20 protein-coding genes are annotated in these 24,703 nt (G+C 69.3%); all 20 read right to left on the minus strand.

Going from position 1 to position 24,703, the window contains the following annotated elements:
• Nucleotides 1–2: 2 nt before the first annotated feature.
• Nucleotides 3–1,361 carry a histidinol dehydrogenase gene (gene hisD / locus FM105_RS07505; RefSeq protein ID WP_256970290.1) on the minus strand — a complete coding sequence of 453 codons (1,359 nt, stop codon included), beginning with the start codon at nucleotides 1,359–1,361 and terminating at the stop codon, nucleotides 3–5.
• A gap of 51 nt (nucleotides 1,362–1,412) precedes the next feature.
• The gene (dnaE, locus tag FM105_RS07510) at nucleotides 1,413–4,967 is read right to left on the minus strand and encodes a DNA polymerase III subunit alpha (protein WP_087006900.1); all 3,555 of its coding nucleotides are present in this window, start codon (nucleotides 4,965–4,967) and stop codon (nucleotides 1,413–1,415) included.
• Nucleotides 4,968–5,039: 72 nt separating this feature from the next.
• Nucleotides 5,040–5,969, minus strand: coding sequence for an RluA family pseudouridine synthase (locus tag FM105_RS07515; protein ID WP_087006902.1), 930 nt, complete (start codon nucleotides 5,967–5,969; stop codon nucleotides 5,040–5,042).
• Nucleotides 5,966–6,604, minus strand: a complete 639-nt coding sequence (locus FM105_RS07520) for a signal peptidase II (protein WP_087006904.1) — start codon at nucleotides 6,602–6,604, stop codon at nucleotides 5,966–5,968. Before FM105_RS07520 ends, FM105_RS07515 begins: the two co-directional genes overlap by 4 nt.
• A gap of 188 nt (nucleotides 6,605–6,792) precedes the next feature.
• Nucleotides 6,793–7,584 (minus strand): DivIVA domain-containing protein, encoded by a 792-nt coding sequence (locus FM105_RS07525; protein WP_087006907.1) that lies wholly within the window; start codon nucleotides 7,582–7,584, stop codon nucleotides 6,793–6,795.
• A 134-nt stretch (nucleotides 7,585–7,718) separates the two neighbouring features.
• Complete coding sequence (locus FM105_RS07530) at nucleotides 7,719–8,021, minus strand: YggT family protein (protein WP_087006909.1); 303 nt, start codon at nucleotides 8,019–8,021, stop codon at nucleotides 7,719–7,721.
• Between the two features lie 132 nt (nucleotides 8,022–8,153).
• Nucleotides 8,154–8,675 carry a cell division protein SepF gene (locus FM105_RS07535; RefSeq protein ID WP_087006911.1) on the minus strand — a complete coding sequence of 174 codons (522 nt, stop codon included), beginning with the start codon at nucleotides 8,673–8,675 and terminating at the stop codon, nucleotides 8,154–8,156.
• Between the two features lie 79 nt (nucleotides 8,676–8,754).
• Complete coding sequence (gene pgeF, locus FM105_RS07540; RefSeq protein WP_256970291.1) at nucleotides 8,755–9,540, minus strand: peptidoglycan editing factor PgeF; 786 nt, start codon at nucleotides 9,538–9,540, stop codon at nucleotides 8,755–8,757.
• A 17-nt stretch (nucleotides 9,541–9,557) separates the two neighbouring features.
• Nucleotides 9,558–10,742, minus strand: a complete 1,185-nt coding sequence (gene ftsZ / locus FM105_RS07545; protein ID WP_087006913.1) for a cell division protein FtsZ — start codon at nucleotides 10,740–10,742, stop codon at nucleotides 9,558–9,560.
• A gap of 115 nt (nucleotides 10,743–10,857) precedes the next feature.
• Nucleotides 10,858–11,583, minus strand: a complete 726-nt coding sequence (locus FM105_RS07550; RefSeq protein WP_087006915.1) for a cell division protein FtsQ/DivIB — start codon at nucleotides 11,581–11,583, stop codon at nucleotides 10,858–10,860.
• Nucleotides 11,580–13,007: a UDP-N-acetylmuramate--L-alanine ligase gene (gene murC, locus FM105_RS07555; RefSeq protein ID WP_087006917.1), complete on the minus strand. Its 1,428-nt coding sequence runs from the start codon at nucleotides 13,005–13,007 to the stop codon at nucleotides 11,580–11,582. The genes FM105_RS07550 and murC overlap by 4 nt, the downstream gene beginning before the upstream one ends.
• Nucleotides 13,004–14,182, minus strand: a complete 1,179-nt coding sequence (locus tag FM105_RS07560; RefSeq protein WP_087006919.1) for a UDP-N-acetylglucosamine--N-acetylmuramyl-(pentapeptide) pyrophosphoryl-undecaprenol N-acetylglucosamine transferase — start codon at nucleotides 14,180–14,182, stop codon at nucleotides 13,004–13,006. The genes murC and FM105_RS07560 overlap by 4 nt, the downstream gene beginning before the upstream one ends.
• The gene (locus FM105_RS07565) at nucleotides 14,179–15,459 is read right to left on the minus strand and encodes an FtsW/RodA/SpoVE family cell cycle protein (protein WP_256970292.1); all 1,281 of its coding nucleotides are present in this window, start codon (nucleotides 15,457–15,459) and stop codon (nucleotides 14,179–14,181) included. Before FM105_RS07565 ends, FM105_RS07560 begins: the two co-directional genes overlap by 4 nt.
• A 14-nt stretch (nucleotides 15,460–15,473) precedes the next feature.
• On the minus strand, nucleotides 15,474–17,030 hold the full coding sequence (gene murD / locus FM105_RS07570; RefSeq protein ID WP_087007052.1) for a UDP-N-acetylmuramoyl-L-alanine--D-glutamate ligase: 1,557 nt from the start codon (nucleotides 17,028–17,030) through the stop codon (nucleotides 15,474–15,476).
• Between the two features lie 37 nt (nucleotides 17,031–17,067).
• Nucleotides 17,068–18,156, minus strand: a complete 1,089-nt coding sequence (mraY, locus tag FM105_RS07575) for a phospho-N-acetylmuramoyl-pentapeptide-transferase (RefSeq protein WP_087006923.1) — start codon at nucleotides 18,154–18,156, stop codon at nucleotides 17,068–17,070.
• A complete protein-coding gene (locus tag FM105_RS07580) occupies nucleotides 18,153–19,616 on the minus strand; it encodes a UDP-N-acetylmuramoyl-tripeptide--D-alanyl-D-alanine ligase (protein WP_087006924.1) in 1,464 nt (487 codons plus the stop codon). The genes mraY and FM105_RS07580 overlap by 4 nt, the downstream gene beginning before the upstream one ends.
• A 1-nt stretch (nucleotide 19,617) precedes the next feature.
• Nucleotides 19,618–21,150: a UDP-N-acetylmuramoyl-L-alanyl-D-glutamate--2,6-diaminopimelate ligase gene (locus FM105_RS07585; protein ID WP_087006926.1), complete on the minus strand. Its 1,533-nt coding sequence runs from the start codon at nucleotides 21,148–21,150 to the stop codon at nucleotides 19,618–19,620.
• On the minus strand, nucleotides 21,147–22,919 hold the full coding sequence (locus tag FM105_RS07590) for a peptidoglycan D,D-transpeptidase FtsI family protein (protein WP_087006928.1): 1,773 nt from the start codon (nucleotides 22,917–22,919) through the stop codon (nucleotides 21,147–21,149). The genes FM105_RS07585 and FM105_RS07590 overlap by 4 nt, the downstream gene beginning before the upstream one ends.
• Nucleotides 22,920–22,957: 38 nt before the next feature.
• Complete coding sequence (locus FM105_RS07595) at nucleotides 22,958–23,542, minus strand: hypothetical protein (protein WP_087006930.1); 585 nt, start codon at nucleotides 23,540–23,542, stop codon at nucleotides 22,958–22,960.
• Nucleotides 23,539–24,510 (minus strand): 16S rRNA (cytosine(1402)-N(4))-methyltransferase RsmH, encoded by a 972-nt coding sequence (gene rsmH / locus FM105_RS07600; RefSeq protein ID WP_087006932.1) that lies wholly within the window; start codon nucleotides 24,508–24,510, stop codon nucleotides 23,539–23,541. The genes FM105_RS07595 and rsmH overlap by 4 nt, the downstream gene beginning before the upstream one ends.
• Between the last annotated feature and the right edge of the window lie 193 nt (nucleotides 24,511–24,703).

Raw genomic sequence — 24,703 nt, forward strand, 5'->3', positions numbered from 1 at the left:
GCTCAGCCCTCCTGTGACCGGTCGGCGAACCGCACGGAGACCGACTCGCCGTGGGCCGGGAGCCTCTCCGCCGTCGCGAGCGAGCTGATGTGATCGGCGACCTCTGCCAGGGCGTCCCTCGTGTACTCGACCACCTGACTCACGCGCAGGAAGGCATGCACGGAGAGGCAGTCGCCGAACGCCGCCGTGCCCATGGTCGGAAGCACGTGGTTCGACCCCGCGATGTAGTCGCCCAGGGCGACGGGCGTGTGCGGGCCGACGAACACCGCACCGCCGTTGACGATCCGTCCGGCGACATCCCGGGCATCCGCGACGTGGAGTTCGACGTGCTCCCCCGCATACGCGTTGACGACCGCGATCCCCGCGTCCACCGAGTCCACGAGGACGATCCCCGACTGGGGGCCGGCGAGGCTCGTCGCGATGCGCTCCGCGTGCTCGGCCGCAGCGCTCCGGGTCCCCAGGTGTGCGTCGACCGCGTGGGCAAGCGACGGCGAGTCCGTCACGAGCACCGCGGCGGCGAGGGGGTCGTGCTCCGCCTGGCTGATGAGGTCCGCAGCGACGTATTCGGGGTCCGCGGCAGAGTCTGCCAGGACGATGATCTCCGTCGGTCCGGCGACGGCGTCGATTCCGACGTGCTCGCGCACCAGGGCCTTGGCCGTCGCGACGTACGCGTTGCCCGGTCCGGTGATGATGTCGACCGGCTCCATCGACTCCGCAGTGCCGAGCTCGCCGTCCTCGTCTGAGAAGCCGAAGGCGAACGCACCGATCGCCTGCGCCCCGCCGATGGCCCAGACCTCTCCGACGCCCAGGAGGTGCGCCGCGGCGAGCACGGTGGGGTGCGGCAGTCCGGTGTCCCGCTGCGGAGGCGAGGAGATGGCGATCGAGCGGACGCCCGCCTCCTGCGCAGGGACCGCATTCATGACGACCGAGGACGGGTAGACCGCGAGCCCACCGGGGACGTAGAGGCCCACACGGTCAGCGGGCAGATGCCGGGTGGTGATCGACGCGCCGTCGGCGACGGTGGTCGTCCGCGGTGAGGGGACCTCGGCCGCGGACACCGTGCGCACGCGCCGGATGGCCTCCTCCAGCCCGGCACGCACGGCGGGATCGAGGTTCTCCACCGACTCCGCGAGTGCGGTGGCGGGGACGCGGAACGTCCCGGTCGTCACGCCGTCGAAGCGCGCGGTCGCATCCGCGACTGCGGCGCGCCCGCGATCGCGGATGTCGTCCAGCAGCGGTCGGACTGCTTCCAGCGGCGCGTTCTGCTCCGCTGACGCTCGCGGCAGACGGGACCGCAGCGTGCGGCGATCGAGCGCGGTTCCGCGCAGGTCGATGAGGGAGATGTTCTCGAGCGTGTCCACGACGTCCATCCTAGTAGTGCCCGGCGTGCGGCCTCTGCGTCCGCCGCAGCCTCAGCGCAGGCAGTTGGGTCCCAGCAGTGCTTTGAGATCGCCGAACAGGCTGGGGCCCAGGTTCACTCGATAGGTGCGGTCCAGCCGCAGGACGCAGCGCCGGCCGGACTGGACGAGGGTGAGGTGCACGTCCGTCGCTCCGCGGTGGGATTCGAGGACGGTGCCCAGCCTCTCCACCACGGGTGCGGTGCACCGCTCCCACGGCATCGTGATCGTAAGCGGACGGTCCGCCGGATCCGTCACGTCCGGGAGGGTCATCGACTGGGCCATCATGCTCGTCGGCCTGTCGTCGGATGTCCGCACGCGGCCCGTCACGGCGATGACGAGGTCCGTCGTGAGGATGCCGGCCACCGGTTCGTAGGAATCGCCGAAGAACATGACCTCCATCGACGCTTCCAGGTCCTCGACGGTCACGATGCCGTAGGGCCTGCCGCTGTTCTTGGACACCTTCCGCTGCACGCCGGTGATCATCCCGCAGATGGTCACCTGTGAGCCGTCGGACCGACCGCGCTCCGGGTCGATGAGCTCCGCGATGGAGAGCTCGGCCTCCGCGGCGAGGACGCCCTCGAGTCCGTTGAGCGGGTGATCCGAGACGTAGAGCCCGATCATCTCGCGCTCGAACGCGAGCTTCTCCTTCTTGTCCCACTCCGGCCGTTCCGGAACGGGCACGGTGAAGGCCGGCTCCGCGTCATCGTCGCCGCCCAGCCCCGCGAAGAGGTCGAACTGGCCGTGCGCCTCCTGGCGCTTCACACCGATGACCGCGTCCACCGCCTCTTCGTGGACCTCCACGAGTGCCCGCCTGGTGTCGCCCAGTGAGTCGAAGGCGCCGGACTTGATGAGCGATTCGATCGTGCGCTTGTTGCACACGTGCGCGGGGACCTTGTCGAGGAAGTCCCCGAACGTCGTGTAGTCGCCCTTCTCCTCACGGCCGGCCACGATGCCCTCCACCACGTTCTGCCCCACATTGCGCACTGCGCCCATGCCGAACCGGATGTCGTTCCCGACCGGTGTGAAGTTCGCGTGCGATCCGTTGACGTCCGGCGGCAGCACGGTGATCTGCAGCCGGCGGCACTCGTTCAGGTAGATCGCCAGCTTGTCCTTGTTGTCGCCCACGGAGGTCAGGAGCGCTGCCATGTACTCGGCCGGATAGTGGGCCTTGAGGTAGGCGGTCCAATAGGAGACGAGGCCGTAGGCCGCCGAGTGGGCCTTGTTGAAGGCGTAGTCGGAGAACGGGAGCAGGATGTCCCACAGCGCCTGCGCGGCCGCTTCGGAGAACCCGTTGGACTTCATCCCCTCGAAGAAGCCCACCTGCTGCTTGTCGAGCTCGGACTTCTTCTTCTTGCCCATCGCACGACGCAGGATGTCTGCCTGGCCCAGGCTGTAGCCCGCGACCTTCTGCGCGATCGCCATCACCTGCTCCTGGTAGATGATGAGGCCGTAGGTGGTGCTGAGGATCTCCGCGAGCGGTTCCTCGAGCTCCGCGTGGATCGGTGTGATGTCCTGGCGCCCGTTCTTGCGCAGCGCGTAGTTCGTGTGCGAGTCCGCACCCATCGGGCCCGGACGGTACAGCGCCAGGGTCGCGGAGATGTCCTCGAAGTTGTCGGGCTGCATGAGTCGCAGGAGTCCCTGCAGGCCGCCGCCGTCCAGCTGGAAGACGCCCAGCGTGTCGCCGCGCGACAGCAGCTTGTACGAATCGGGGTCGTCGAGGGTCAGCTGCTCGAGATCCAGGTCGATGTCCCGGTTGAGGCGGATGTTCTCGATCGCATCGGAGATGATCGTGAGGTTCCGCAGGCCCAGGAAGTCCATCTTGATGAGGCCCAGGCCCTCAGAGGTGGGGTAGTCGAACTGGGTGATGACCTGGCCGTCCTGGAAGCGGCGCATGATCGGGATGACGTCGATGATCGGCTCCGAGGACATGATGACCCCGGCTGCGTGGACACCCCACTGCCGCTTCAGCCCCTCGAGGCCCTTCGCGGTCTCGAACACCTCGCGGGCCTCCGGGTCCGTCTCGAGCAGGGACCGGAACTCACCCGCCTCGTTGTAGCGGGGGGCCTTCGTGTCCTCGATGTCCGCCAGGGGGATGTCCTTGGCCATCGCCGCTGGCGGCAGCGCCTTCGTGAGGTGCTCACCCATGCTGAACGGCTTGCCCAGCACTCGTGCGGAGTCCTTCAGGGCCTGCTTCGTCTTGATGGTGCCGTACGTGACGATCATCGACACGTACTCCGCTCCGTACTTCCTCGTCACGTATTCGATGACCTCGCCGCGGCGGCGATCATCGAAGTCGACGTCGAAGTCGGGCATGGAGACGCGCTCCGGGTTGAGGAAGCGCTCGAAGAACAGACCGTGCTGGAGCGGGTCCAGGTCCGTGATGCGCATCGCGTAGGCCACCATCGACCCTGCACCGGATCCGCGCCCGGGCCCCACGCGGATCCCGTTGTCCTTCGACCAGTTGATGAAGTCCGCGACGACGAGGAAGTAGCCCGGGAACCCCATGCCGACGATGACGTCGATCTCGTAGTCCGCCTGCTTGCGGACATCATCGGGGATCCCCCCGGGGTACCGGTAGTGGAGTCCCTTCTCGACCTCCTTGATGAGCCACGACGTCTCGTCCTCGCCTTCCGGAGTGGGGAAGCGCGGCATGTAGTTCGCGCTCGTGTCGAACGACACCTCGCACATGTCGGCGATCCTCAGCGTGTTATCGCACGCTTCCGGGATCTCCCGGAAGAGGTGTCGCATCTCCGCAGCTGACTTGAGGTAGTAGCCGGTGCCGCCGAACGCGAAGCGGGACCCGCCCTGGTCATAGGTCGGCTCGATCAGCTTCGAACCCGACTGGATGGCGAGGAGCGCTTCGTGCGCCTTCGCATCCGACTCGTTCGTGTAGTGGAGGTCGTTGGTCGCCACCAGCGGGATGTCGAGCTCCTTCGACAGGCGCAGGAGGTCCTTCGAGACGCGCTTCTCGATGCTGAGGCCGTGGTCCATGACCTCGCAGAAGTAGTTCTCCGCGCCGAAGATCTCGCGGTACTCGCCCGCCGCCCGCTTCGCCTCCTCGTACTGCCCCAGTCGCAGTCGGACCTGGACCTCGCCGGACGGGCATCCGGTCGTCGCGATGATGCCCTCGGAGTAGGAGTTGAGGAGTTCACGGTCGATGCGCGGCCATTTGCCGAACGCGGAGTCGAGTGACGCGATGGACGACGCCCGGAACAGGTTCTGCATGCCCGTGTTGTTCTTCGACAGCATCGTCATGTGCGTGTAGGCGCCGCCGCCGGAAAGATCGTCGCTCTTCTGCGATTCGTCCGTCCGCCACTTCACGCGGGTCTTGTCGTTCCGTGCGGTCCCCGGTGTCACGTAGGCCTCGACTCCGATGATCGGCTTGATCCCCGCATCGGTCGCCTGGCTCCAGAAGTCGAATGCTCCGAAGAGGTAGCCGTGGTCGGTGGTCGCAAGGGCCTTCTGGCCCTGCGCATTCACCGCGGACATGAGATCGCCCAGACGGGCCGCCCCGTCGAGCATCGAGTACTCGGTGTGGACGTGGAGGTGGACGAAGTCATCGGTCATCGCGTCGTGCTCTTCCTGTCTGTCGCTGTGCCATCATGCTGCGATGTCTCGTGCATCGCCGACGTGCGCACGTCATCCCTGAGCGGCCTCGAGCGTGTCGAGTGCCTCCCGGAGGTCCTGCGGGTACGGGCTCTCGAACTCCATCCATTCGCCCGTCTCCGGGTGTTCGATGCCCAGCCTCGTCGCGTGCAGCCACTGCCGGGTGAGCCCCAGCCGTTCCCCCAGCACCGGGTCTGCTCCGTACGGAAGATCGCCGCAGCAGGGGTGCTTGGTCGCGGACATGTGCACGCGGATCTGGTGCGTGCGCCCCGTCTCCAGATCGACCTCGACGAGGCTCGCGGAGCGGAACGCCTCGAGGACCTTGTAGTGGGTCACGGCATGCTTGCCGTCGCTGCGGACCGCGTAGAGGCCGTCGCGGCGCGGATTGCGGCCGATCGGTGCTTCGATGGTGCCGATGACCGGATCCGGCAGACCCTGGACGAGCGCGTGGTAGGTCTTCGACACCGTGCGCTCCTTGAAGGCCCGTTTCAGGACCGAGTACGCGCGCTCGCCCTTCGCGACGATCATCACGCCCGAGGTCCCCACGTCCAGACGCTGCACGATCCCCTGTCGTTCGGCCGCGCCCGAGGTCGCGATCCGGTGCCCCGCGGCGGCCAGCCCGCCGATGACGGTGGGACCGTGCCAGCCGGCGGCCGCATGGGCTGCCACTCCCACCGGCTTGTCGACCACGATCAGCGCATCGTCCTCGTGGATGATCGACATGCCGGGAACCGGCTCCGCCACGATCTCCAGGGGACGCTCCGGCTCCGGCAGAGTCACATCGAGCCGGGCGCCGGACAGCGCGCGGTCGGACTTCCCCACACGGACGCCGTCCTGCTCGACGCCCCCGTCCTGCGCGATCTGCGCCGCGGAGCTCCGCGACAGCCCGAGCACGCGCGACAGCGCCGTGTCGATGCGTTCTCCGTCCAATCCCTCCGGTACGAACAGCGACCGTGTCGTCATCGTCTGCTCTCCTCCTCTTCCTCACCCGCGCCGACCTCGCCGGTCGCTTCGGGTCCTCGATCCGCATCGGCGGGGCCCGCCGACACCGTGTCATCTGCGCCGTGCTCCGCCTCGCGCTCCGACTCCAGGCGTCCGTCCAGTCCGATCCCCCTGAACGAGGCGATGATGAGCAGGGCCGCCGCACCGGTGATCGCGATGTCCGCGACGTTGCAGACGAAGAAGTACAGGTCGATGAAGTCGACGACGGCACCGTGGAAGAACTCGGGGGGCCTGGCGAGTCGATCGATCAGATTGCCCGTCAGTCCGCCCAGCAGCAGTCCGAGTGCCCAGGCCCACGCCCGCGACCCCAGCCGCCGACCGGCCCACAGGATGGCGACGAAGACGACCAGCGCGATGATCGTGAACACCCAGGTGGCGTTCGATCCCATGCCGAAGGCCGCTCCGTCGTTGCGGTGGAAGAGGAACCCCGCCAGGTCGCCGAGCACCGGTACCCGCGGCTCTCCCTCGAGCACTGCGACTGCGATCTGCTTCGTCACCTGGTCGATGACGACGACCGCCGCGGCCACCAGGTAGAGCACGGCGCGCAGTGCGCGTCCGCGAGCGGGCGCATTCGTCCGCGCGGAGCCAGGGGTCATCGTGGTCCTCTCGTGTTTCGGTCGGGTCTCACCGCCGATCGGTGCTCCCACATCCTAGGCGGTCGCACACTCCGCGATGTTCAGGGAGCAGGCCGCGCAGGCCCGCTGAATGCGAAGGGGTCCCGGCCAGTTCGGCCGGGACCCCCACGGGTGGGTGCGGAGGGAGGGCGGTGTCGCCTCCGCTCGCGTCAGATGGAGCGGCGTGCTGCGCCGTCTCCGAGCGTCTCCGGAGCCAGCGAGCCGGAGTTCTCCAGGTCGCGGAGCTGATCCGTGAGGTAGCTCTTGAGACGAGTGCGGTACTGGCGCTCGAAGTTCTGCAGAGTGTCGATCTCCCGCTGCAGATCCGACTTCTGCGTCTCGAGGTTGGTGAGCGTGTCGTCGCGCTTCTTCTCCGCGTCGCCCACGATGGACGTCGCGCGAGTCTCTGCTTCCGCGATCAGCTCATCGCGCTTGCGCTCACCCTCGGACACGTGCTCGTCGTGGACTCGCTGAGCGAGTGCGATGAGGCCGTGCGAGTCCGCACCGGACGGCGCGGCGGCCAGCGCTGCGGAATCCGTCGACTGCGCGGAGGCGGTCGGTGCCTGGGCGGCGTCGGTCGGAGCCTGGGCCGGGACCGCAGGCGCTTCCTCGACTGCCGGCTGGGGCTCCTGCGGAGCGACGACCGGTGCGACCGGCTCTGCCGGAGCCTCTCCCCACGCGGGAGCCTCTGCCGACTCTGCCGGAACCGCCGCGGGCATGGCCTGCGTCGCCTGCGGGTCCTCCGAGGCCTGCGGTGCTGCGGGAGCGCCCGAGGCGGCTTCGCCGACGCGGGACTCTGCCGCAGAGAGCTTCTGCTTCAGCTCGTCGTTCTCCTGGTAGAGACGGCGCAGCTCGACGACGACCTCGTCGAGGAAGTCGTCGACTTCGTCCTGGTCGTACCCATCGCGGAACTTGACATGCTGGAACCGCTTGTTCACTACGTCTTCTGGCGTAAGCGCCATGAGGCCAACCTCTTCTCGACAACAATGTGGCACTTCGACTGGTGACAGCCGAGCTGTTTGTCACGATACCGCATCGGTATGGCTGTGTCTTGCGCAGACGCGCCGAAGACCGCGGTCCATGACGACTGGTGTGCTCAGGCGACGACTGCGGCGAGGTAGTAGAACCAGCTCGCGATGAACTGCACACCGATGAACACGATGATGAAGCCCAGGTCCAGCGCCACGCCTCCCAAGCGCAGGGGCGGGATGAACCGGCGCACGAAGCGCACGGGCGGATCAGTCAGCGTATAGACGAACTCGCACAGGACGAGCAGGAAGCCCGATGGCCGCCAATCGCGGGCGAAGACCTGTATGAGGTCGATCACCACACGAGCCAGCAGCACGAATACGTAGAGGTTGAGCAGGGTACCTGCGAGGGTGAGGATGGTGCTGAGCACAGTGTCACTTTCAATCGTCGGCGAGGGCACCTCGTCCACCGCTGCACGTCCGAACGTGCACAGATGGCGGACTACCGACTGTAGTCCGCCATCCTGGGAATTCTTTCATCCGCGGTGCTCAGTACCGCTGGTTCAGCTCTGGTTGAAGAAGCTCGCCTGCTCGTCGGGGCGGTCTTCCGTCTCCGTCGTCACGGTGATGCGCTCCGGGCTGAGGAGGAAGACGCTGCCCGTCACCTTCTCGATGGAGCCGTGCAGGCCGAAGATCAGACCGGCGGAGAAGTCGACGAGCCTCTTGGAGTTCGCCTCGTCCATCGCGGAGAGGTCCATGATCACCGGCACGCCGTCACGGAAGGCCTGGCCGATGGCCTTCGCATCGTTGTAGCTGCGGGGGTGGATCGTGCGGATCGTGTGCAGCGACCCCGGGGCCGCGGACTCCACCGGTCGCACCGATGAGCGGATGGGCGACACCGTCGCTGCCGGCTCCTCGATGACGGGAGCCGCATCGTACTGATCGTGCGCGATCAGGTGAGCGCCCGAATCGCCCTCGTCGTGGAACTCCTCATACCTGTCTCGGTTCGCGCCCTCGGACAGGCGCGGGTCGTCCTCGTCCTCGACGAAGCCGAGGTAACTGGCGACCTTGCGCATTGCGGACATATCGTCTCCTTCGGCTGTGCTCGCGCGGAGCCTTGTGATCCCCTCCCATGAAACTACCGGAGCGTGAGACACCGACGGGTCAGGCGGAGGGGCGTGTCGCTCCATCGGCGGACGACATCCACACGACACCGGCGAATCGACCGGTCGTCCCGTCCCGCCGGTAGGAGAACAGGTCGTTCGACTCGAACGTGCAGTGCGGGGACCAGTCGCGGATCGACACGCCTTCCCGCACGAGCTGCTCGGCCACCCCTGCCGCCACATCCAGTGCCGGAGTGCCCTGGCGGGTGACTGACGCGGTCACCGGCTCTGCGGCGGACACGTCATCGCGCATGGTCGCCGGGACCTCGTAGCGGCGGGGACCGATCGACGGCCCGATCGCCGCGGAGATGGATTCCGCCCCTCGTGCGCGCATGCGCTTGAGGGTGGCCGCCACGACTCCATCGACCATTCCGCGACGGCCCGCGTGCACGGCGGCGATGACCCCGGCGTCCGGATCTGCGAGGAGCACCGGTGTGCAGTCCGCCACCAGGATCGCGAGCCCCACATCGAAAGCGTCGGTCACCTGCGCGTCCGCCTCGACCGGCACGGACGCCGCGGCGCCGACCGGTCCGAGCGAGGCGGCGGATTCCGCCGTCACGGCGTGCACCGCGGTGCCGTGCACCTGCTGCACGAACGAGATCCGGTCGATCCCCAGCGCCTGGCCGAGCAGGCTGCGGTTCGCCGTCACGATAGACGGGTCGTCGCCCACGTGCAGCGCGAGATTGAACGAACCGAACGCCCCGTGGCCGTAGCCGCCGTTGCGATCAGTGAATGCCATGCGGACGCGGCCGGCCGCGCCTGCCAGATCCACTCGGCTCAGCAGCACTGCGCCTCCCACTCATCTCACTTGAGGAAATCCGGGATGTCGAGGTCGGAATTGTCGAATCGCGTCGGAGCCTCGTCCGGCAGCGAACGGGGGAGATCCTGATTCCGCTCCTGTGCCGGGCGCTGCGCCTGGGGCGCCTCCTCGCGGATCGGCTGAGCAGCCTCCTCCGCTGCGATGGGCTCTTCGTATGCCGCCTCCGCGACTGCGGGTCGCTCGTCCGCACGCCCGAGCGAACGCACGTCCGCGGTCTCCGAGGCAGGAGTGTCGAAGCCGGCGGCGATGACCGTGATGCGGCACTCATCGCCGATGTTGTCGTCGATCACCGCACCGAAGATGATGTTCGCTTCGGGGTGCGCCGCCTCCTGCACGAGTCGTGCGGCTTCGTTGACCTCGAAGATCCCGAGGTCGGACCCGCCCTGCACGTAGAACAGCACGCCGTGCGCACCCTCGATGCTCGCCTCCAGCAGTGGTGAGGCGATCGCGGCCTCAGCGGCCTGGACGGATCGGTCCTCACCGGTGGCGGAGCCGATGCCCATGAGCGCGGTGCCGGCATTCTGCATGACGGACTTCACGTCCGCGAAGTCGAGGTTGATGATGCCCGGCACCGCGATGACGTCCGTGATGCCCTGCACCCCGGACCGCAGCACTTCGTCTGCGGAGTTGAAGGCCTCCAGCAGCGACACGTTGCGGTCGGAGATCGACAGCAGCCGGTCGTTCGGGATGACGATGAGGGTGTCGACCTCTTCGCGGAGGGTCCTGATCCCCGCTTCCGCCTGAGCGGAGCGACGCCGTCCCTCGAACGTGAAGGGGCGGGTGACGATGCCGATCGTCAGCGCGCCCAGCGACCGGGCAATCCGTGCGACGACGGGGGCCGCGCCGGTACCGGTGCCGCCGCCCTCCCCTGCGGTGACGAACACCATGTCCGCTCCGTCGAGTGCCTCACGGATCGCGTCCTCCGAGTCCTCGGCCGCCTTGCGGCCGACCTCCGGGTCCGCTCCCGCACCCAGTCCACGGGTCAGCTCGCGGCCGATCTCGAGCTTGAGATCGGCTTCGGACAGCAGCAGCGCCTGCGCGTCGGTGTTGATGGCGATGAATTCGACGCCGCGCAGACCCACGTCGATCATCCGCTGGACGGCATTGACACCGCCGCCGCCGCAGCCGGCGACCTTGATGTCTGCTCCTGCGCTCTGGAATTCAGCCACGTCGGTTTCCTCTTTCGACCCTGGGGAATGGGCGTAATGCAATCTGTGGTCGACGCTATTGCCCCCGTGCTCCGAGTGCAACGACGCCACGCGGAGTGTCGGCGGTGGGTTTGCCTCAGCCGACCTTCGGGACGTCCGGGACGGAGACGTCGATCGTGTCGTGCCCTTCGTCCAGCAGCACGGAGGCGACCTGCGCCTTCCGCTCAGCGTCCTCTGCCGTGCCGAAGACGACCTCCGCGTCGCCGTCCTCCGTGGCGAGCCGCAGAGTGAAGGTGCCGGTGGCGCCGACGGCGAGCGTCTTCGCCTCACCGGGGAGTCTACCTCCGATGTCCGTGAGCAGGCGCGCCCCGTCTCGCGCGGCCGCAGCGGCGTCCGCCTGCGACGCGACCGTGAGGGTCGGCACATCCGCGGCGTCGGCGGGGACTGTGTCGATCGCCGCCCCGTCCGCGTCGTACCGGACGGCCTGGGCGCCGTCCGCCACTGCCACGACGGGCACCCGGTCGGTGACGACGATGTGCAGGCTGCGGGGGCCCGCATACGACACCTCGATGTCAGCGGCGGCCGTGTGCTCTGCCTCCAGCTGCTCCGCCAGGCCGCCCGTGCGGACCTGGGGCAGGGGCGTGCCGACCGTGCTCTCCTGGACGTCGGCGCGCACGGCCTCAGCGTCGACGATGCCCCCGCCCTCCGCAGTGACGGACTCGATCGCCAGCAGCGGGGAGAACCAGGCGACGGCCGCGATCCCCGCCAGCACGAGGACCGACGCGATCGCGATGGTCCACCGCAGCAGCACGGTGCGGCGACGTGCGGTGCGGATCGCACCGAGGTCGACAGCGGTGCTCATGCGCCTCCGAGCGCCTCGACGATCTCCGGACCCAGCACCGTGACGTCGCCGGCACCGACCGTCAGGACGATGTCCCCCGGTCGCACGCGCTCGAGCAGATGCGGGACGACCTGCGTGAACGCGGGGAGGAACACTGCGCCGCCGTGCGGCACCTCGTCGGCGACGATCGCACCCGTCACGCCCGGCACGGGATCCTCACGAGCAGGGAAGACGTCGAGGACGATCGCCTCGTCTGCGATGCCCAGCGCGATGCCGAACTCACGGCGGAAGTTCTGCGTGCGGGAGAAGAGGTGCGGCTGGAACACGACGTGGACCCGGCCCCCGGGGTCGACGACGTCCCTGGCCGCCGTGAGCAGCGCAGTGATCTCCGTCGGGTGGTGTGCGTAGTCATCGAAGACCCGGACTCCTGACCCCTGGCCCCGGTACTCGAACCGGCGACGGGTGCCGTGATAGCCGGCGAGGCCCTGCGCCGCCTCCTGCGGGGCGTACCCCAGCGCCAGTGCGGTGCACACCGCGGCCGTCGCGTTCAGCGCGTTGTACTCCCCCGGCTGATGGAGCTCCACGGGGATGGATCGCCCATCGATCGTGATCGTGAAGTCCTGATCCTGTCCCTGCGTGCTGCCCGGAATGATCGCTGCGACCCGCACTCCGACGGCCCTCAGGTCCTCGAACGGACCGCGCCCGTAGCCGATCACGTCACACCCCTGCGAGGCTGCGTAGGCCCCGATCCCAGCGGCGCCAGGGTCGTCGAGGCACGCCACCAGGGTGCCGCCGGTCTCAGCAGTGCGTCGGGCGAACGCGCGGAAGGCCTCCGTGACCGCGTCCGCAGTGCCGTAGTGGTCGAGGTGGTCGGCCTCGACGTTGGTGACGATGCCGACGGTCGGCTCATACAGCAGGAACGAGCCGTCCGATTCGTCCGCCTCCGCGACGAAGACGTCTCCGGTCCCCTCGTGCGCATTCGCCCCCGTCGCGGTGAGGACCCCGCCGATCACGAACGAGGGGTCCGCCGCGCAGGCCTGCAGCGCCACCGTCGTCATCGACGTGGTCGTCGTCTTGCCGTGCGTGCCCGCGACCGCGACGGTCCGCCTGTCGGTCATGAGGGAGCCCAGCGCCGCTGACCGGTGGATCACCCGCAGGCCCAGCCCGCGTGCGCGCACGAGCTCCGGGTTGTCGTCGCGGATGGCCGAGGAGACGACGACGGTGTCCACGTCATCGACTGTGTCTCCCGCGTGGCCGATCGTCACGACCGCACCCAGCGCGCGGAGCCCCGTGACCACGTCGGAATCGCGCGCGTCGCTGCCGGACACTGCGATGCCGCGGGCCAGCATGACCCGGGCGATGCCCGACATGCCCGCGCCGCCGATCCCGATGAAATGGACACGGCCCAGGTCGGCCGCGGGGACGATCCCCGTCGAAGTCGTCATGCGTTCTCCTCACCAGAGCGGTAGAACCGCTCGTGCTTCGTCCAGCGATCAGGACCGTACTCGCGCTCGGGATGATGCGCACCCGCCGCGTCGTGGATCATCTGCGTCATCGTCCTCGCCGCGGTGCCGGGGAATCCCTCACGCCGCGCAGCCTCCCGCATGGCCCCGAGCCGTTCGGCATCCGTCACCAGCGGCAGAACGGTCTCGACGACGTAGTCGGCGCTGAAGTCCGCGTTGTCGACCATGACCGCTGCGCCGGCACCCACGTGGGTCGCCGCATTGAGCTGCTGCTCGCCGTTGCCGACTGCCAGCGGGACGAACACGGCGGGCACCCACACGACGGAGACCTCCGCCACGGTCCCCGCACCGGCCCGACAGACGAGGAGATCGGCCGCGAGGTACGCGTTCTCCATCCCGTCGACGTAGTCGCGCACATGGTAGTGGGCCAGATCTGCGGTCGCCTCGCGCAGGGCCTCCCCCTTGCCGGCGCCGGTGATGTGCAGGACCTGCACGCCGGCCGATCCGATCGCGGTGAGCGAACCCGCCATCGCGTCATTGATGGCCTGCGCACCCAGCGACCCGCCGGTGACGACGAGCGTCGGCATCTTCTCGTCGAGACCCAGGGACCGCCGTGCGGATCGGCGCTGTGCCGGCTCGTCGTAATCGACCGCCTCGATCTGCGCGCGCATCGGCATGCCGACGTGACGCCCCTTCAGGGGAGTCCCCGGGAACGCGTACCCCACGAGGTCCGAGCGGGTGAGCCGGGCTCCGACCCTGTTGGCCATGCCCGGACGGGCGTTCGCCTCGTGGACCACGATCGGAGTCCCGGTCCGTCGTGCGGCGAGGTAGGCCGGGGTCGACACGTAGCCGCCGACGCCCAGCACCACGTCCACGTCGCGCTCCCGCAGCAGGTCGACGACGGACCTGACCGCTCCGCGGAACCGGCCGGGGAAGCGCAGTGCATCGGCGTTGGGACGACGCGGCATCGGCACCTTGGGGATGGTGACGAGCTCGTACCCGGCGTCCGGGACGAGGCGGGATTCCAGCCCCTCCTCGGTGCCCAGCACGATGATGGACGCGTCGGGGTCCTGGAACCTCAGGTCGTCCGCGATCGCGAGGAGTGGGGAGACATGGCCGGCGGTGCCACCGCCGGCCAGCAGGACGGACAGGCTCATGAGCGACCTCCGGATCGACGGGCGAGGATGGGCAGGGGGCGTCTGCGTCCGCGGCGCCACGCGAGAGCGTCCGCCGCGCCGGGCTCCTGACGGGCGAATGCGAGGATCAGCCCCGCAGCGATGAGATTCGCGACGAGGGCGGACCCGCCGTACGACACGTACGGCAGCGGCACACCGATCACGGGCAGCAGCTGGATGACGACGGAGATGTTCACCGCCGCCTGTCCGATGACCCACATGAACACGGCCATCGAGGTGATGCGCATGAGCGGGTCCTTAGCGCGCAGGCTCACTCGCAGGAGGCCACAGCCGAGCATCACGAAGAGGCCCACCACGAGCAGGGTGCCGACGAGTCCGAGCTCCTCCCCGATGATCGCGAAGATGAAGTCGTTGTGCGCTTCCGGCAGCCACGACCACTTCTCGCGACTGGCGCCGAGCCCCACGCCGAAGACCCCGCCGGACGCGAGTGCGTACTCGCCGTGCGCGGACTGCCAGTGGGTCCCCAGCATGTCCGCCTCCGACGCATCCTCCCGGCCTCCCAGTGCCGCCGTGACGCGCCGGAGTCGGTTGGGGCTGGAGAGGACGAAGACGGCGACGGCCCCCGCGCCGGCCGCCGCGGTGCCGAACGACGCGGCGATCGGGAGGTCGGAGACGAAGAGAGCGCCCATGAAGAGGAGGAAGACGATGATCGCAGTGCCCAGGTCCTGCCCGAGCATGATGAGGCCGCCGGCGGCGGCGAGACCGCCGACCGCGGTGCCCCACGTCCGCAGGACGTGCGTGCGGACGCCCTCATGGCCGAGCACGGCGCCAAGCCAGAGCGCGAAGGCGACCTTCACGAACTCGGCCGGTTGGAGACGCATGCCCCCGCCCACTCCGATCCAGCTGCGGGAGCCGTTCACCTCCACGCCCAGGGGCGTCAGCGTGGCCGCCTGGAGCAGCAGCGCGAGCGCGAAGGCGACCCATGCGAGCGGTCGCCACCACCGGGGGCCGAACCGCGAGAGGACCAGCATCATCACGAGGCCGACGACGGCGAACACGGCTTGGCGCGCGACGATGCCGAACGAGCTGCCCTCACCGCCGTCGTAGGCGGTGATCGACGACGCGGACAGGACCATGATGAGCCCGAAGCCGGTGAGTGCCACCACGCTGACCAGTACGAGCACGAAGCTCGTCGCCGGCAGCGACAGGGCATGCCGGAGCCCCGCGACGGGCCCGAGCCTCGCCGGCGGGTCAGCGGGGCCGGCCCCGGCCCCGTCGGCAGTCGTCCGCTCTCCCACGACCGCTCCCCGACTCATCCGTCGACCGGGGTCGGAGTTTCGTCGAGGCGCGCGCGAACCGCTGCGGAGAACGCCTCGCCCCGTGAGCGGTAGTCGCGGAACTGGTCCATGCTGGCCGCTGCGGGCGCGAGCAGGACCGCATCGCCCGCCCGGGCATGCTCGCCCGCGAGCTCGACGGCGCGCGCCGCGACGGCGGCTCCCCGCAGCGAGTCCGTGCGGTCGTCTGCGGAGTCGACCACCACCTCGGCGACGGGGACGTCCGGAGCGTGTGCCGCGAGTGCCTCGCGGAGTGATCCGCGGTCCTCACCGATGAGGACCGCTGCACGCAGACGGTGCGCTGCATCGGCCACCAGCTCGTCGACACTCGCTCCCTTGAGCAGACCCCCCGCGATCCACACGACCGAATCGCAGGCGGCCAGCGCCGCTGCCGCCGCGTGCGGGTTCGTGGCCTTCGAATCGTCGATCCACCGGACTCCGTCGGCCTCTCCCACGAGTCGGGACCGGTGGTCGCCCGGTGTGTGAGACCGCAGCCCGTCGCGCACGGCTCCGGTCGGGACGTCGACGGACCGGGCCAGTGCAGCCGCTGCGAGCGCATCGGCGATGTGGTGGGGGCCGGGCGCATCGGTGCCGACCGCCGCAGCGACGTCGGCGAGCGAACCGAGTTCGGCTGCCGACGACTGCCGCTGGGGGATGTACGCGCGATCCACGAGCACGTCCTCCACGAGTCCCAGCTCACCGGGCGCGGGCATGCCGAGCGTGAAGCCGATCGCACGCGCTCCCTCGACCACATCGGCCGATTCCACGAGCGAGCGGGTGACGGGATCGTCGACGTTGAAGACGCATGCGCGCACGACGTTCTCGTACGCCCGCCCCTTGTCCGCCCGATACGCGTCAGGACCGCCGTGCCAGTCGAGGTGGTCATCGGCGATGTTGAGGACCGCAGCGGCATGCGCGCCCATCGAGAACTGCCAGTGCAGTTGGAAGCTGGACAGCTCGATCGCGAGCACGTCGAGCTCCGGGTCCAGGACGGCCTCGAGCAGGGGGTCGCCGATATTGCCGCACGCGCGGGTGCGGAGCCCGGCGGCCTCGAGCATCGAGGCGAGCATCGTCGTCGTGGTCGTCTTGCCGTTCGTCCCCGTCACGACCAGCCAGGGGGCCGAGTTCGCACCGCGGACCCGCCAGGCGAGCTCCACCTCGCCGATCACGGGGATGCCGGCGGCCGTCGCCTCGCGCAGGACGGGGGAATCGGGACGCCAGCCGGGTGAGGTCACGACGAGGTCGAAGGCACCGCCGTCAGCGGGCTCCGGCAGCGATGCCACATGCTCGGGGCCACGGCGCACATCCGCGTCGAAGACCTCGAGGATGCGGATACGCTCCGACTCGTCACGAGCCGTGTCCCCGTCGATGACCGTGACGCGCGCGCCGCGCTCAGCCAGGTGGACTGCGATGGGGAAGCCGCTCACTCCCAGCCCGGTCACGAGCACGCGGAGGTCCGCGAGCGATGACGACGGGCCCTGCAGGGCGGTGGGGATCCTGTCCGCGTGGGGGTATGCGGGAACGTCCCCGCCCAGAGTAGGCGCGGGGGCCGCTTCGGAGGTGCCGGTGCGGTCACTCAAAGTGCGACAGCCATTCCGCGTAGAAGAGCGCGACGCCGCCGATCACGAACAGGATGGCGATGATCCAGAAGCGGACGACGATCGTGACCTCCGCCCAGCCCTTGAGCTCGAAGTGGTGCTGGAGCGGAGCCATGCGGAAGACGCGCTTGCCGGTGGTCTTGAAGGACGCGACCTGGATGATCACGGACAGCGTGATGAGGACGAACAGACCGCCCATCACGATGAGGAGGAGCTCCGTGCGCGACAGGATCGCGATGCCGGCGAGGGCGCCGCCGATCGCCAGCGAGCCGGTGTCGCCCATGAAGATCTTCGCCGGGGACGTGTTCCACCAGAGGAAGCCGAGGCACGCCGCGGTCATCGCAGCGCCCACCATCGCGAGATCCCGCGGGTCGCGGACCTCGTAGCAGCCGACGGCGGCCGTCGTCTGCAGCACGCAGTTCTGGGTGGACTGCCACAGGTTGATGAGGACGTACCCGGTGAACACCACGACTGCGGCGCCGGAGGCGAGGCCGTCCAGGCCGTCGGTGAGGTTCACGGCGTTCGACACAGCGGTGACGATCAGGTTCGCCCAGAGGATGAAGAGGATGAAGCCGACGGCGGCACCGGCGAACGCGAGGTCGATCGGCAGGTCCCGGACGAACGAGATCGCCGTGGATGCCGGTGTGATGCCGTGCTCGTTGGGGAAGAGCAGCGCCATGACGGCGAAGGAGACGCCGACGAAGCCCTGGCCGAGGATCTTCCCGAGGGGACGCAGACCCAGGCTGCGCTGCTTCGAGACCTTGATGTAGTCGTCGAGGAAGCCGACCGTGCCCATCCCCACCGCCAGCCAGAGGACGAGGAGGCCGGACACCGTGGGGAGCGAGCCCGTGAGCAGGTGGCCCAGGAAGTAGGCGAGCACCGCGGACCCGATGATGACGACGCCGCCCATGGTGGGCGTACCGCGCTTGGTCGCGTGCGACTTGGGCCCATCGTCGCGGATGAACTGGCCGTAGCCGCGCTTGACGAGCACGCCGATGAAGGCGGGCGTGCCGACGAGTGCCAGCACCAGCGCGAAGACCGCGGCGAGGATGACGGCGATCATGGTGTGACCGTCACCCCCGCGATCTCGTCACCGAGGAAGCGCAGTCCCGCGTCATTGGAGGATTTGAACAGGACGATGTCCCCCGACTGCAGTTCGGTGCGCAGCAGTTCGCGGGCGTCCGCAAGGGAGGGGACCCAGACCGCCTCGTTGCCCCACGAGCCTTCGAGCTCCGCCGCCTGGAACACGGGACGGGCCCCGTCCCCCACGGCGATCGTGCGATCGATGTTGAGTCGAACGACCAGTTCGCCGATGTCTGCGTGAGCCGCCCGGGACTCCTCGCCCAGTTCGAGCATCTCGCCGATCACCGCGACGGTGCGCCGTGCAGGATTGTCGCCGTCGCCCCGCCCCATGGCCGCGAGGGTCTTGAGCGCCGAGCGCATCGAGTCCGGATTCGCGTTGAACGCGTCGTTGAGGACGGTGATCCCCTGCGGCGAATCGATGAGCTCCATGCGCCAGCGGCTGGCGGCGCCGGACGTCCGCAGGGTGGTGACGATCGCGCGCTGCGAGAGTCCGCAGCTGTGCGCGACGGCCGCCGCAGCGAGCGCGTTGGAGACGTGGTGCTCACCGAGCAGGGCGAGCTCGACGGAGGTCGGCTCTCCGCCCGGGACGGTGAGGGTGAAGGTGGGACGCCCGGATGCGCCGGTCACCGTGTCGGACGCGGACACCACGGGGGCGTCGGACCCCTCCACGCTGTCCCGGCCGGACGCGGAGAACCAGATCACGTCGACGTCGTCCGCCAGGAGGTCGGCCATCGTCCTCACCCGCGGGTCATCCGCATTGAGCACTGCCGTCCCGCCGGCACGGAGGGATTCGACCAGTTCGGCCTTCGCCCGGGCAGTGTTCTCGATCGATCCGAAGACGCCGGAGTGCGCCGTGCCGACCATGAGCTCGACCGCGATGTCAGGAGTCACGATCGACGTGAGGTACGTGAGGTTCCCGATCGACCGCGCGCCCATCTCGAGCACGAGGAACCGTGTGGATTCGCCGGCCTGCAGAGCAGTGAGCGGAACACCCACCTCGTTGTTGAAGGACTTGGGCGGCCAGACGGTCTCCCCTGCCGCTGACAGGAGGTCCCCGACCAGGTCCTTGACCGTGGTCTTCCCCGCCGACCCGGTGATCGCGACGACGGTGAGGTCGCCGTCGGCGCGCAGCGTCTCGACGTTGTGCCGCGCGATGTGACCGAGCGCCTCCGTCGCATCCTGGACCAGGAGCGTGGGGAGGTGCTCACCGTCGACTGACGGAACCGCCTCCGCCACGATGAGTGCGGCGCCGGCGTCTATCGCCGCGGGTGCGAAGTCGAGGCCGTCTGCGTGCTCACCGCGACGAGCGACGTAGACATCGCCGGCAGCGACATCGCGGGAGTCGGTCACGACTCCCGCTGAAAGCTGCGTATCCGGCGCGATGCCGTGGAGCTCTCCGCTCGTCGCATCGGCCAGATCCTGTGCTGAGAAAGGCTTCATATCAATCCTGAACTCTACCGGTTGCGGCACGGGTGGCCCGTGAGGCCACGGCTTCGCGTGTCCGCTCCCTATCGTCGAATGGGTGCACGTCGCCGGCGATCTCCTGGCCGGTCTCGTGCCCCTTGCCCGCGACGAGGAGCGCGCCCGCATCGCCTGCGTACTCCACGGCACGAGCGATCGCCTCCCCGCGCGGTGTCAGCTCGAGGAGCAGTTCGGGCCGCACCCGTGCGCTGCCGTCTGAGATCGCTGCGCGGGCACCGTCCAGCAGTGCCGCCCGGATGGCGGAGGGGTCCTCGGTCCTCGGGTTGTCGTCAGTGATGATCACCACATCCGCACGCCGCGCGGCGACCGCTCCCATCGCGGGCCGCTTCGTCGTGTCGCGGTCGCCCCCGGCGCCCACGACGACGACCAGCGGCGCTCCGGAATCGGAGAGCCCGCCGAGCACCTTGTCGAGGGCGTCCGGCGTGTGCGAGTAGTCGACGACGGCCAGCGGCGCGGCGTCGTGCACGCGCTCCATGCGCCCGGGGACCACGACCTCCAGACCGTGGGCCGCGGCCTCGAGCCGCTCCGCGGGCACGCCGTCCGCGTGGAGCATCGCGAGCGCCAGAGCCGTGTTGGTGCGGTTGAAGTCACCGGGGAGGGGCGAGGCCGCACGAATGCGGTCTCCGCCTGCCAGATGCAGCGTGAAGCGCTCCGGGTCGTCCTCCCGCACCAGCAGGTGATCGGGAGCGAGCCCGGGGTCGGAGGCGATCGTCGCCACCGGGATCGTGGCGGAGCGCGCCATGCGCGATCCCCACTCGTCCTCGACGACGATCACGCCGCGCCTGGAGTGCTCCGGGGTGAAGAGCGCGGCCTTCGCGGCGAAGTAGTCCTCCATCGTCGGGTGGAAGTCGAGGTGGTCCTGGCTGAGGTTCGTGAAGCCCGACACGGTGAACACCGCGCCGTCCGCACGATGCTGCGCGAGCGCGTGGGACGAGACCTCCATCGAGCAGACATCCACTCCGGCGTCGCGCATCCGGGCGAAGAGGCGGTGGAGATCCGGCGCCTCGGGCGTCGTGCGCACGCTCGACTCGACCCTGCCCGCGATCGTCGTCGCCACGGTGCCGATGAGGCCCGTCGTCAAGCCGAGCCGGGTGAGGAGGGCATCGAGGATGAAGGCGGTCGTGGTCTTCCCGTTCGTCCCGGTCAATCCGTACAGGGTCAGCGACGACGCGTCGGTGCCGAAGACCTGAGCGGAGATGCCGCCGAGCACGGCCCGCGGGGAGTCGACCACGACGACGGTGATCCCGTCGAGGTCGTCGAGCGAGCTGCGCAGCATCTCCAGGCCGGCCGCATCGGTGAGGACCGCGGTGATCCCACGGCCCAGGACCTCTGCGGCGAAGGAGGCTCCGTGCACGCGTGCACCCGGCAGCGCCGCCCACAGATCGCCCGGTGCCGCACTGCGGGAATCCTGCGAGACTCCGTCGACGACACGAGTCGCGTCACCCACGATGCGGGTGGTGAGCGGAAGGTGCAGATCGGAGAGTCGCATCATTTCCATTCCATCGGGGTGTCGGACGGCTCGCCAGTCGACAGGGGCACGCGGAGGTGCCTGAGGGCGAATCCGGTGACATCGGAGAACACGGGCGCTGCGGACTGCCCACCGTAGTATCCCTCGCGGGGCCGCTGCAGTGTGACGGAGACGGCGATGCGCGGGTTGTCGACGGGGGCGACGCCCACGAAGGAAGCAGTGTACCCGTCGTACCCACCGCCCTCTGCCGCCGGCGCCTGCGCCGTGCCGGTCTTGCCGCCCACCCGGTAGCCGGGCACGTCCGCGTTCCCAGCCGTGCCGCTGACGACGACGTGCTCGAGCATGTCCAGGACCTGAGCGGATGTGTCCTCGGACACGACTCGTGTCCCCTTCCCGACCTCGGCGGGGGTGAAGCGTCCCGAGGGGTCGACCGTCCCGTCGACGAGCTGGGAGTCCGGCAGCACTCCCCCGTTCGCGATCGCGGCGAACGCGGCCGTCGTCTGCACGGCGTTCGCAGTCATGCCCTGGCCGAACATGACGGTGTACTTCGTGCGTCCGTCCCATTCGTCCGCGGGGTGGAGGACACCGCCCGTCTCCCCGGGAAACCCGATGTCGGAGGTCTCGCCGAACCCGAACCGGGACAGGTAGTCGTAGCGCTGGTCGGTGGAGAGCTCGTTGCCCGCGAGGATCGTGCCGGTGTTCGACGACTGCGCGAGGATGCCTGCGAGCGTGAGCTTCTGGTCCGGGTGCGACGACGAGTCGCGGAACTCCTCGTCGTTCGGTGCGGTCCACTCGTCGGGGACGACGAACTCGTCGGTCGGGGTGAGGAGGCCCTCCTCAAGCAGCCCCGCGACCGTGATCATCTTCGCGGTCGATCCGGGCTCGAACCCGGCTGTGAAGATGCGCGAGCCGCGATCCTCTGCGTCGACGGAGCCGGGGGCGTTCGGGTCGACGCTGGGCGCCTCCGACGCGGCCAGGATCTTGCCCGTCTGCACGTCCATCATGACGACCGAGGCCCATTCCGCCTCGTGCTCCTCTGCCGCCTGCGCCGCGGCCTCCTGTGCGTAGTGCTGGATCGTCGGGTCGATCGTCAGCCGGATGCCGGTGCCGTCGACGGCGGGCGTATGACTCGTATCCCCCAGGGGGATGCGCTCGCCGAGCAGTCCGCGCTCGTACTGCTGCTTCCCGTCCTCACCCGCGAGGATGTCGTCGTAGCCGTACTCGAGGCCGGCCAGGGGCTGCCCGTCGGATCCGACGAAGCCCACGAGGTTGCCCCCGACAGCGCCGGACGGGTACGAGCGGATCGCGTACTCCTCGAACGTCAGCCCGGGGATCTCGAGCTCCTTGATCTCATCGCGGACTTCGCTCGTGAGACCTGTGGCGACGACGTTCCAGCGCCGGTCCCCGTCGAGCTTGGGGTGCAGCAGGCCGGGTTCCGTGTCGAGGACTCCCGCGAGTTCCTGGGATGCGCCCCACGCGCCCAGCAGCTCCCCCTCGTCGTCCGAGTACTCGGCGACGTTCTGCTGGTCGACGACCAGCCGGAATCGTGCCGCGTTGTCGGCGAGCAGAGTGCCGTCGGCGGCCTGGATGGCGCCACGGTGCGCCGGCAGGGTCACTTCGACGAGGCGCCCCTCGAGGGCCTTGGCAGCGGCCTGCTGCTGATCGACCCCCTGGATGGCGACGAGGTTCCACAGCACGATTCCGAGGATCGCGAGGAATGAGACGCCGACGAGGCGGATCCTCCCGGTGGGGGCGATCCGCCAGCGCTTCCTGCGCCCGGGCGCGTGGGCCATCGCGTCTCATCCCCTTCTGTTCGTGCGTCAGTCTCCGGTCATCCCTGCGGCGGCTCCTGTGCGGGCGCGTTGAACTCGCTGCCGTCACCGCCCACCACGGGCAGCCGCTCATCGGATCGTAGGTTGGGGCGGAAGTCATTCCGCGCATCGGCACGCGGACCCGGGATCCTCTCAGGGGATTCCACGGCGGGGTCCGCACCTCCGATCTCTTCGGGAGTGAGGACCTTCCCCGTCGACAGATCGATGTAGGCCGGGTCGATGTCGCGCTTCATGCCCTGCTCCTCCGCGTGCGCGGCGATGTTCTGCGGGCTCTCGCGGTAGGAGATGTCCTCGACGAGGCGGTCGCGGTCGTCGTGCAGCGCCGACTGCTCCTCCGTGAGCGACTGCACGCGGAACGTGGTGTGCGAGACGGCGATGTTCGCCAGCAGGATCGCGATCACGCCCACGAGGATGATGAGGACCACCCAGACGGCGGTCGGGAACGACGGGCGCGCGGGCTCCGGGAGGACGAGCCGCAGCCGCCGCACCGTGCGCTGCGGCAGGGTCGCGGGCGCGGGACGTCGCGTGCGCGCCGGTGGTGCGACGGCAGGGCGCGCGTGGGTCGTGCGCAGTGGAACGCTCATCGTGCCTCTCCGATCTTCTGTACTGCACGCAGCCGCACGCTCGCCGACCGCGGATTGCTCTCGATCTCCTCCGATGTCGCGGACTCCGCTCCGCGGGTGAGGGGGGTCAGCCATGCCTTGAGGTAGTCGGGGACGACCGGCAGGTCGGGAGGTGCCTGATCGCGGGTGCCGTTCGTGAAGATGCGCTTCACGATCACGTCCTCGAGCGACTGGTAGGACTCGATGACCGCCGTCCCGCCGATGTGGAGCCGCCCCAGTGCCGCGGGAAGCGCGCTCGACAGCGAATCGAGCTCGCGGTTGACCTCGATCCGCAGCGCCTGGAACGTTCGCTTCGCGGGATGGGACCGCTTCCGCTTGGCCGGACCGTCGCCCACGACGCGCTCGAGGAGGCCGGCGAGCTGGTCGGAGGTCTCCCAGGGCCGCTTCTCGCGGTCCGCCACGACGGCGCGCGCGACGCGTCGCGCCTGCCGCTCCTCGCCGTACTCGCGGATGATGCGCGCGAGGTCGGCCTCGGAGTAGGTGTTGAGGACGTCGGCAGCCGTCAGTCCCCTGCTCTGGTCCATCCGCATGTCCAGCGGAGCGGGCCGCGAGTAGGAGAACCCGCGCTCGTCCTCGTCCAGCTGCAGGGAGGAGACGCCCAGGTCGAGCAGGAGGGAGCTGATCCGGTCGATGCCGAGGTCGTCGAGGACCTCCTCGAGCTCGTCGTCGACCGCGTGGACCGGAGTGAGGCGGTCGCCGAACGCGGACAGGCGGGTTCGCGCCCGGTCGAGTGCGTCGGTGTCCCGGTCCAGGCCGATGACGCGGACATCCGGGAAGGCCTCGAGGATCCCTGCGGCGTGACCGCCCATGCCGAGCGTGCCGTCCACGACCACGGGGGCGATGCCGGCTTCGCGCGCAGCGGCGACTCCGACCCCGACCAGCTCGACGCAGCGCTCCAGCAGCACCGGGGTGTGGGCGAATCGCTCCATGTCACGCGCTCCTGCCTGCGGGTCCGTCGGTCTGCCTGATCGTCGTGGGAGGTTCCTGTGCCGCCTCCCACCGGGTGCGCTGGGTCCAGAACCCCGACCGCCCGCGCCCTGCCGCCGGGGAAGTGCGTCAGGACCTGTGGGCTTCGGAACCGGGGAAGTGCCCCGAAACCACAGGCGGGCGAGGATCTCGATC

This window comes from Brevibacterium yomogidense (assembly GCF_900163715.1).
GTDB lineage: Bacteria > Actinomycetota > Actinomycetes > Actinomycetales > Brevibacteriaceae > Brevibacterium > Brevibacterium yomogidense_A.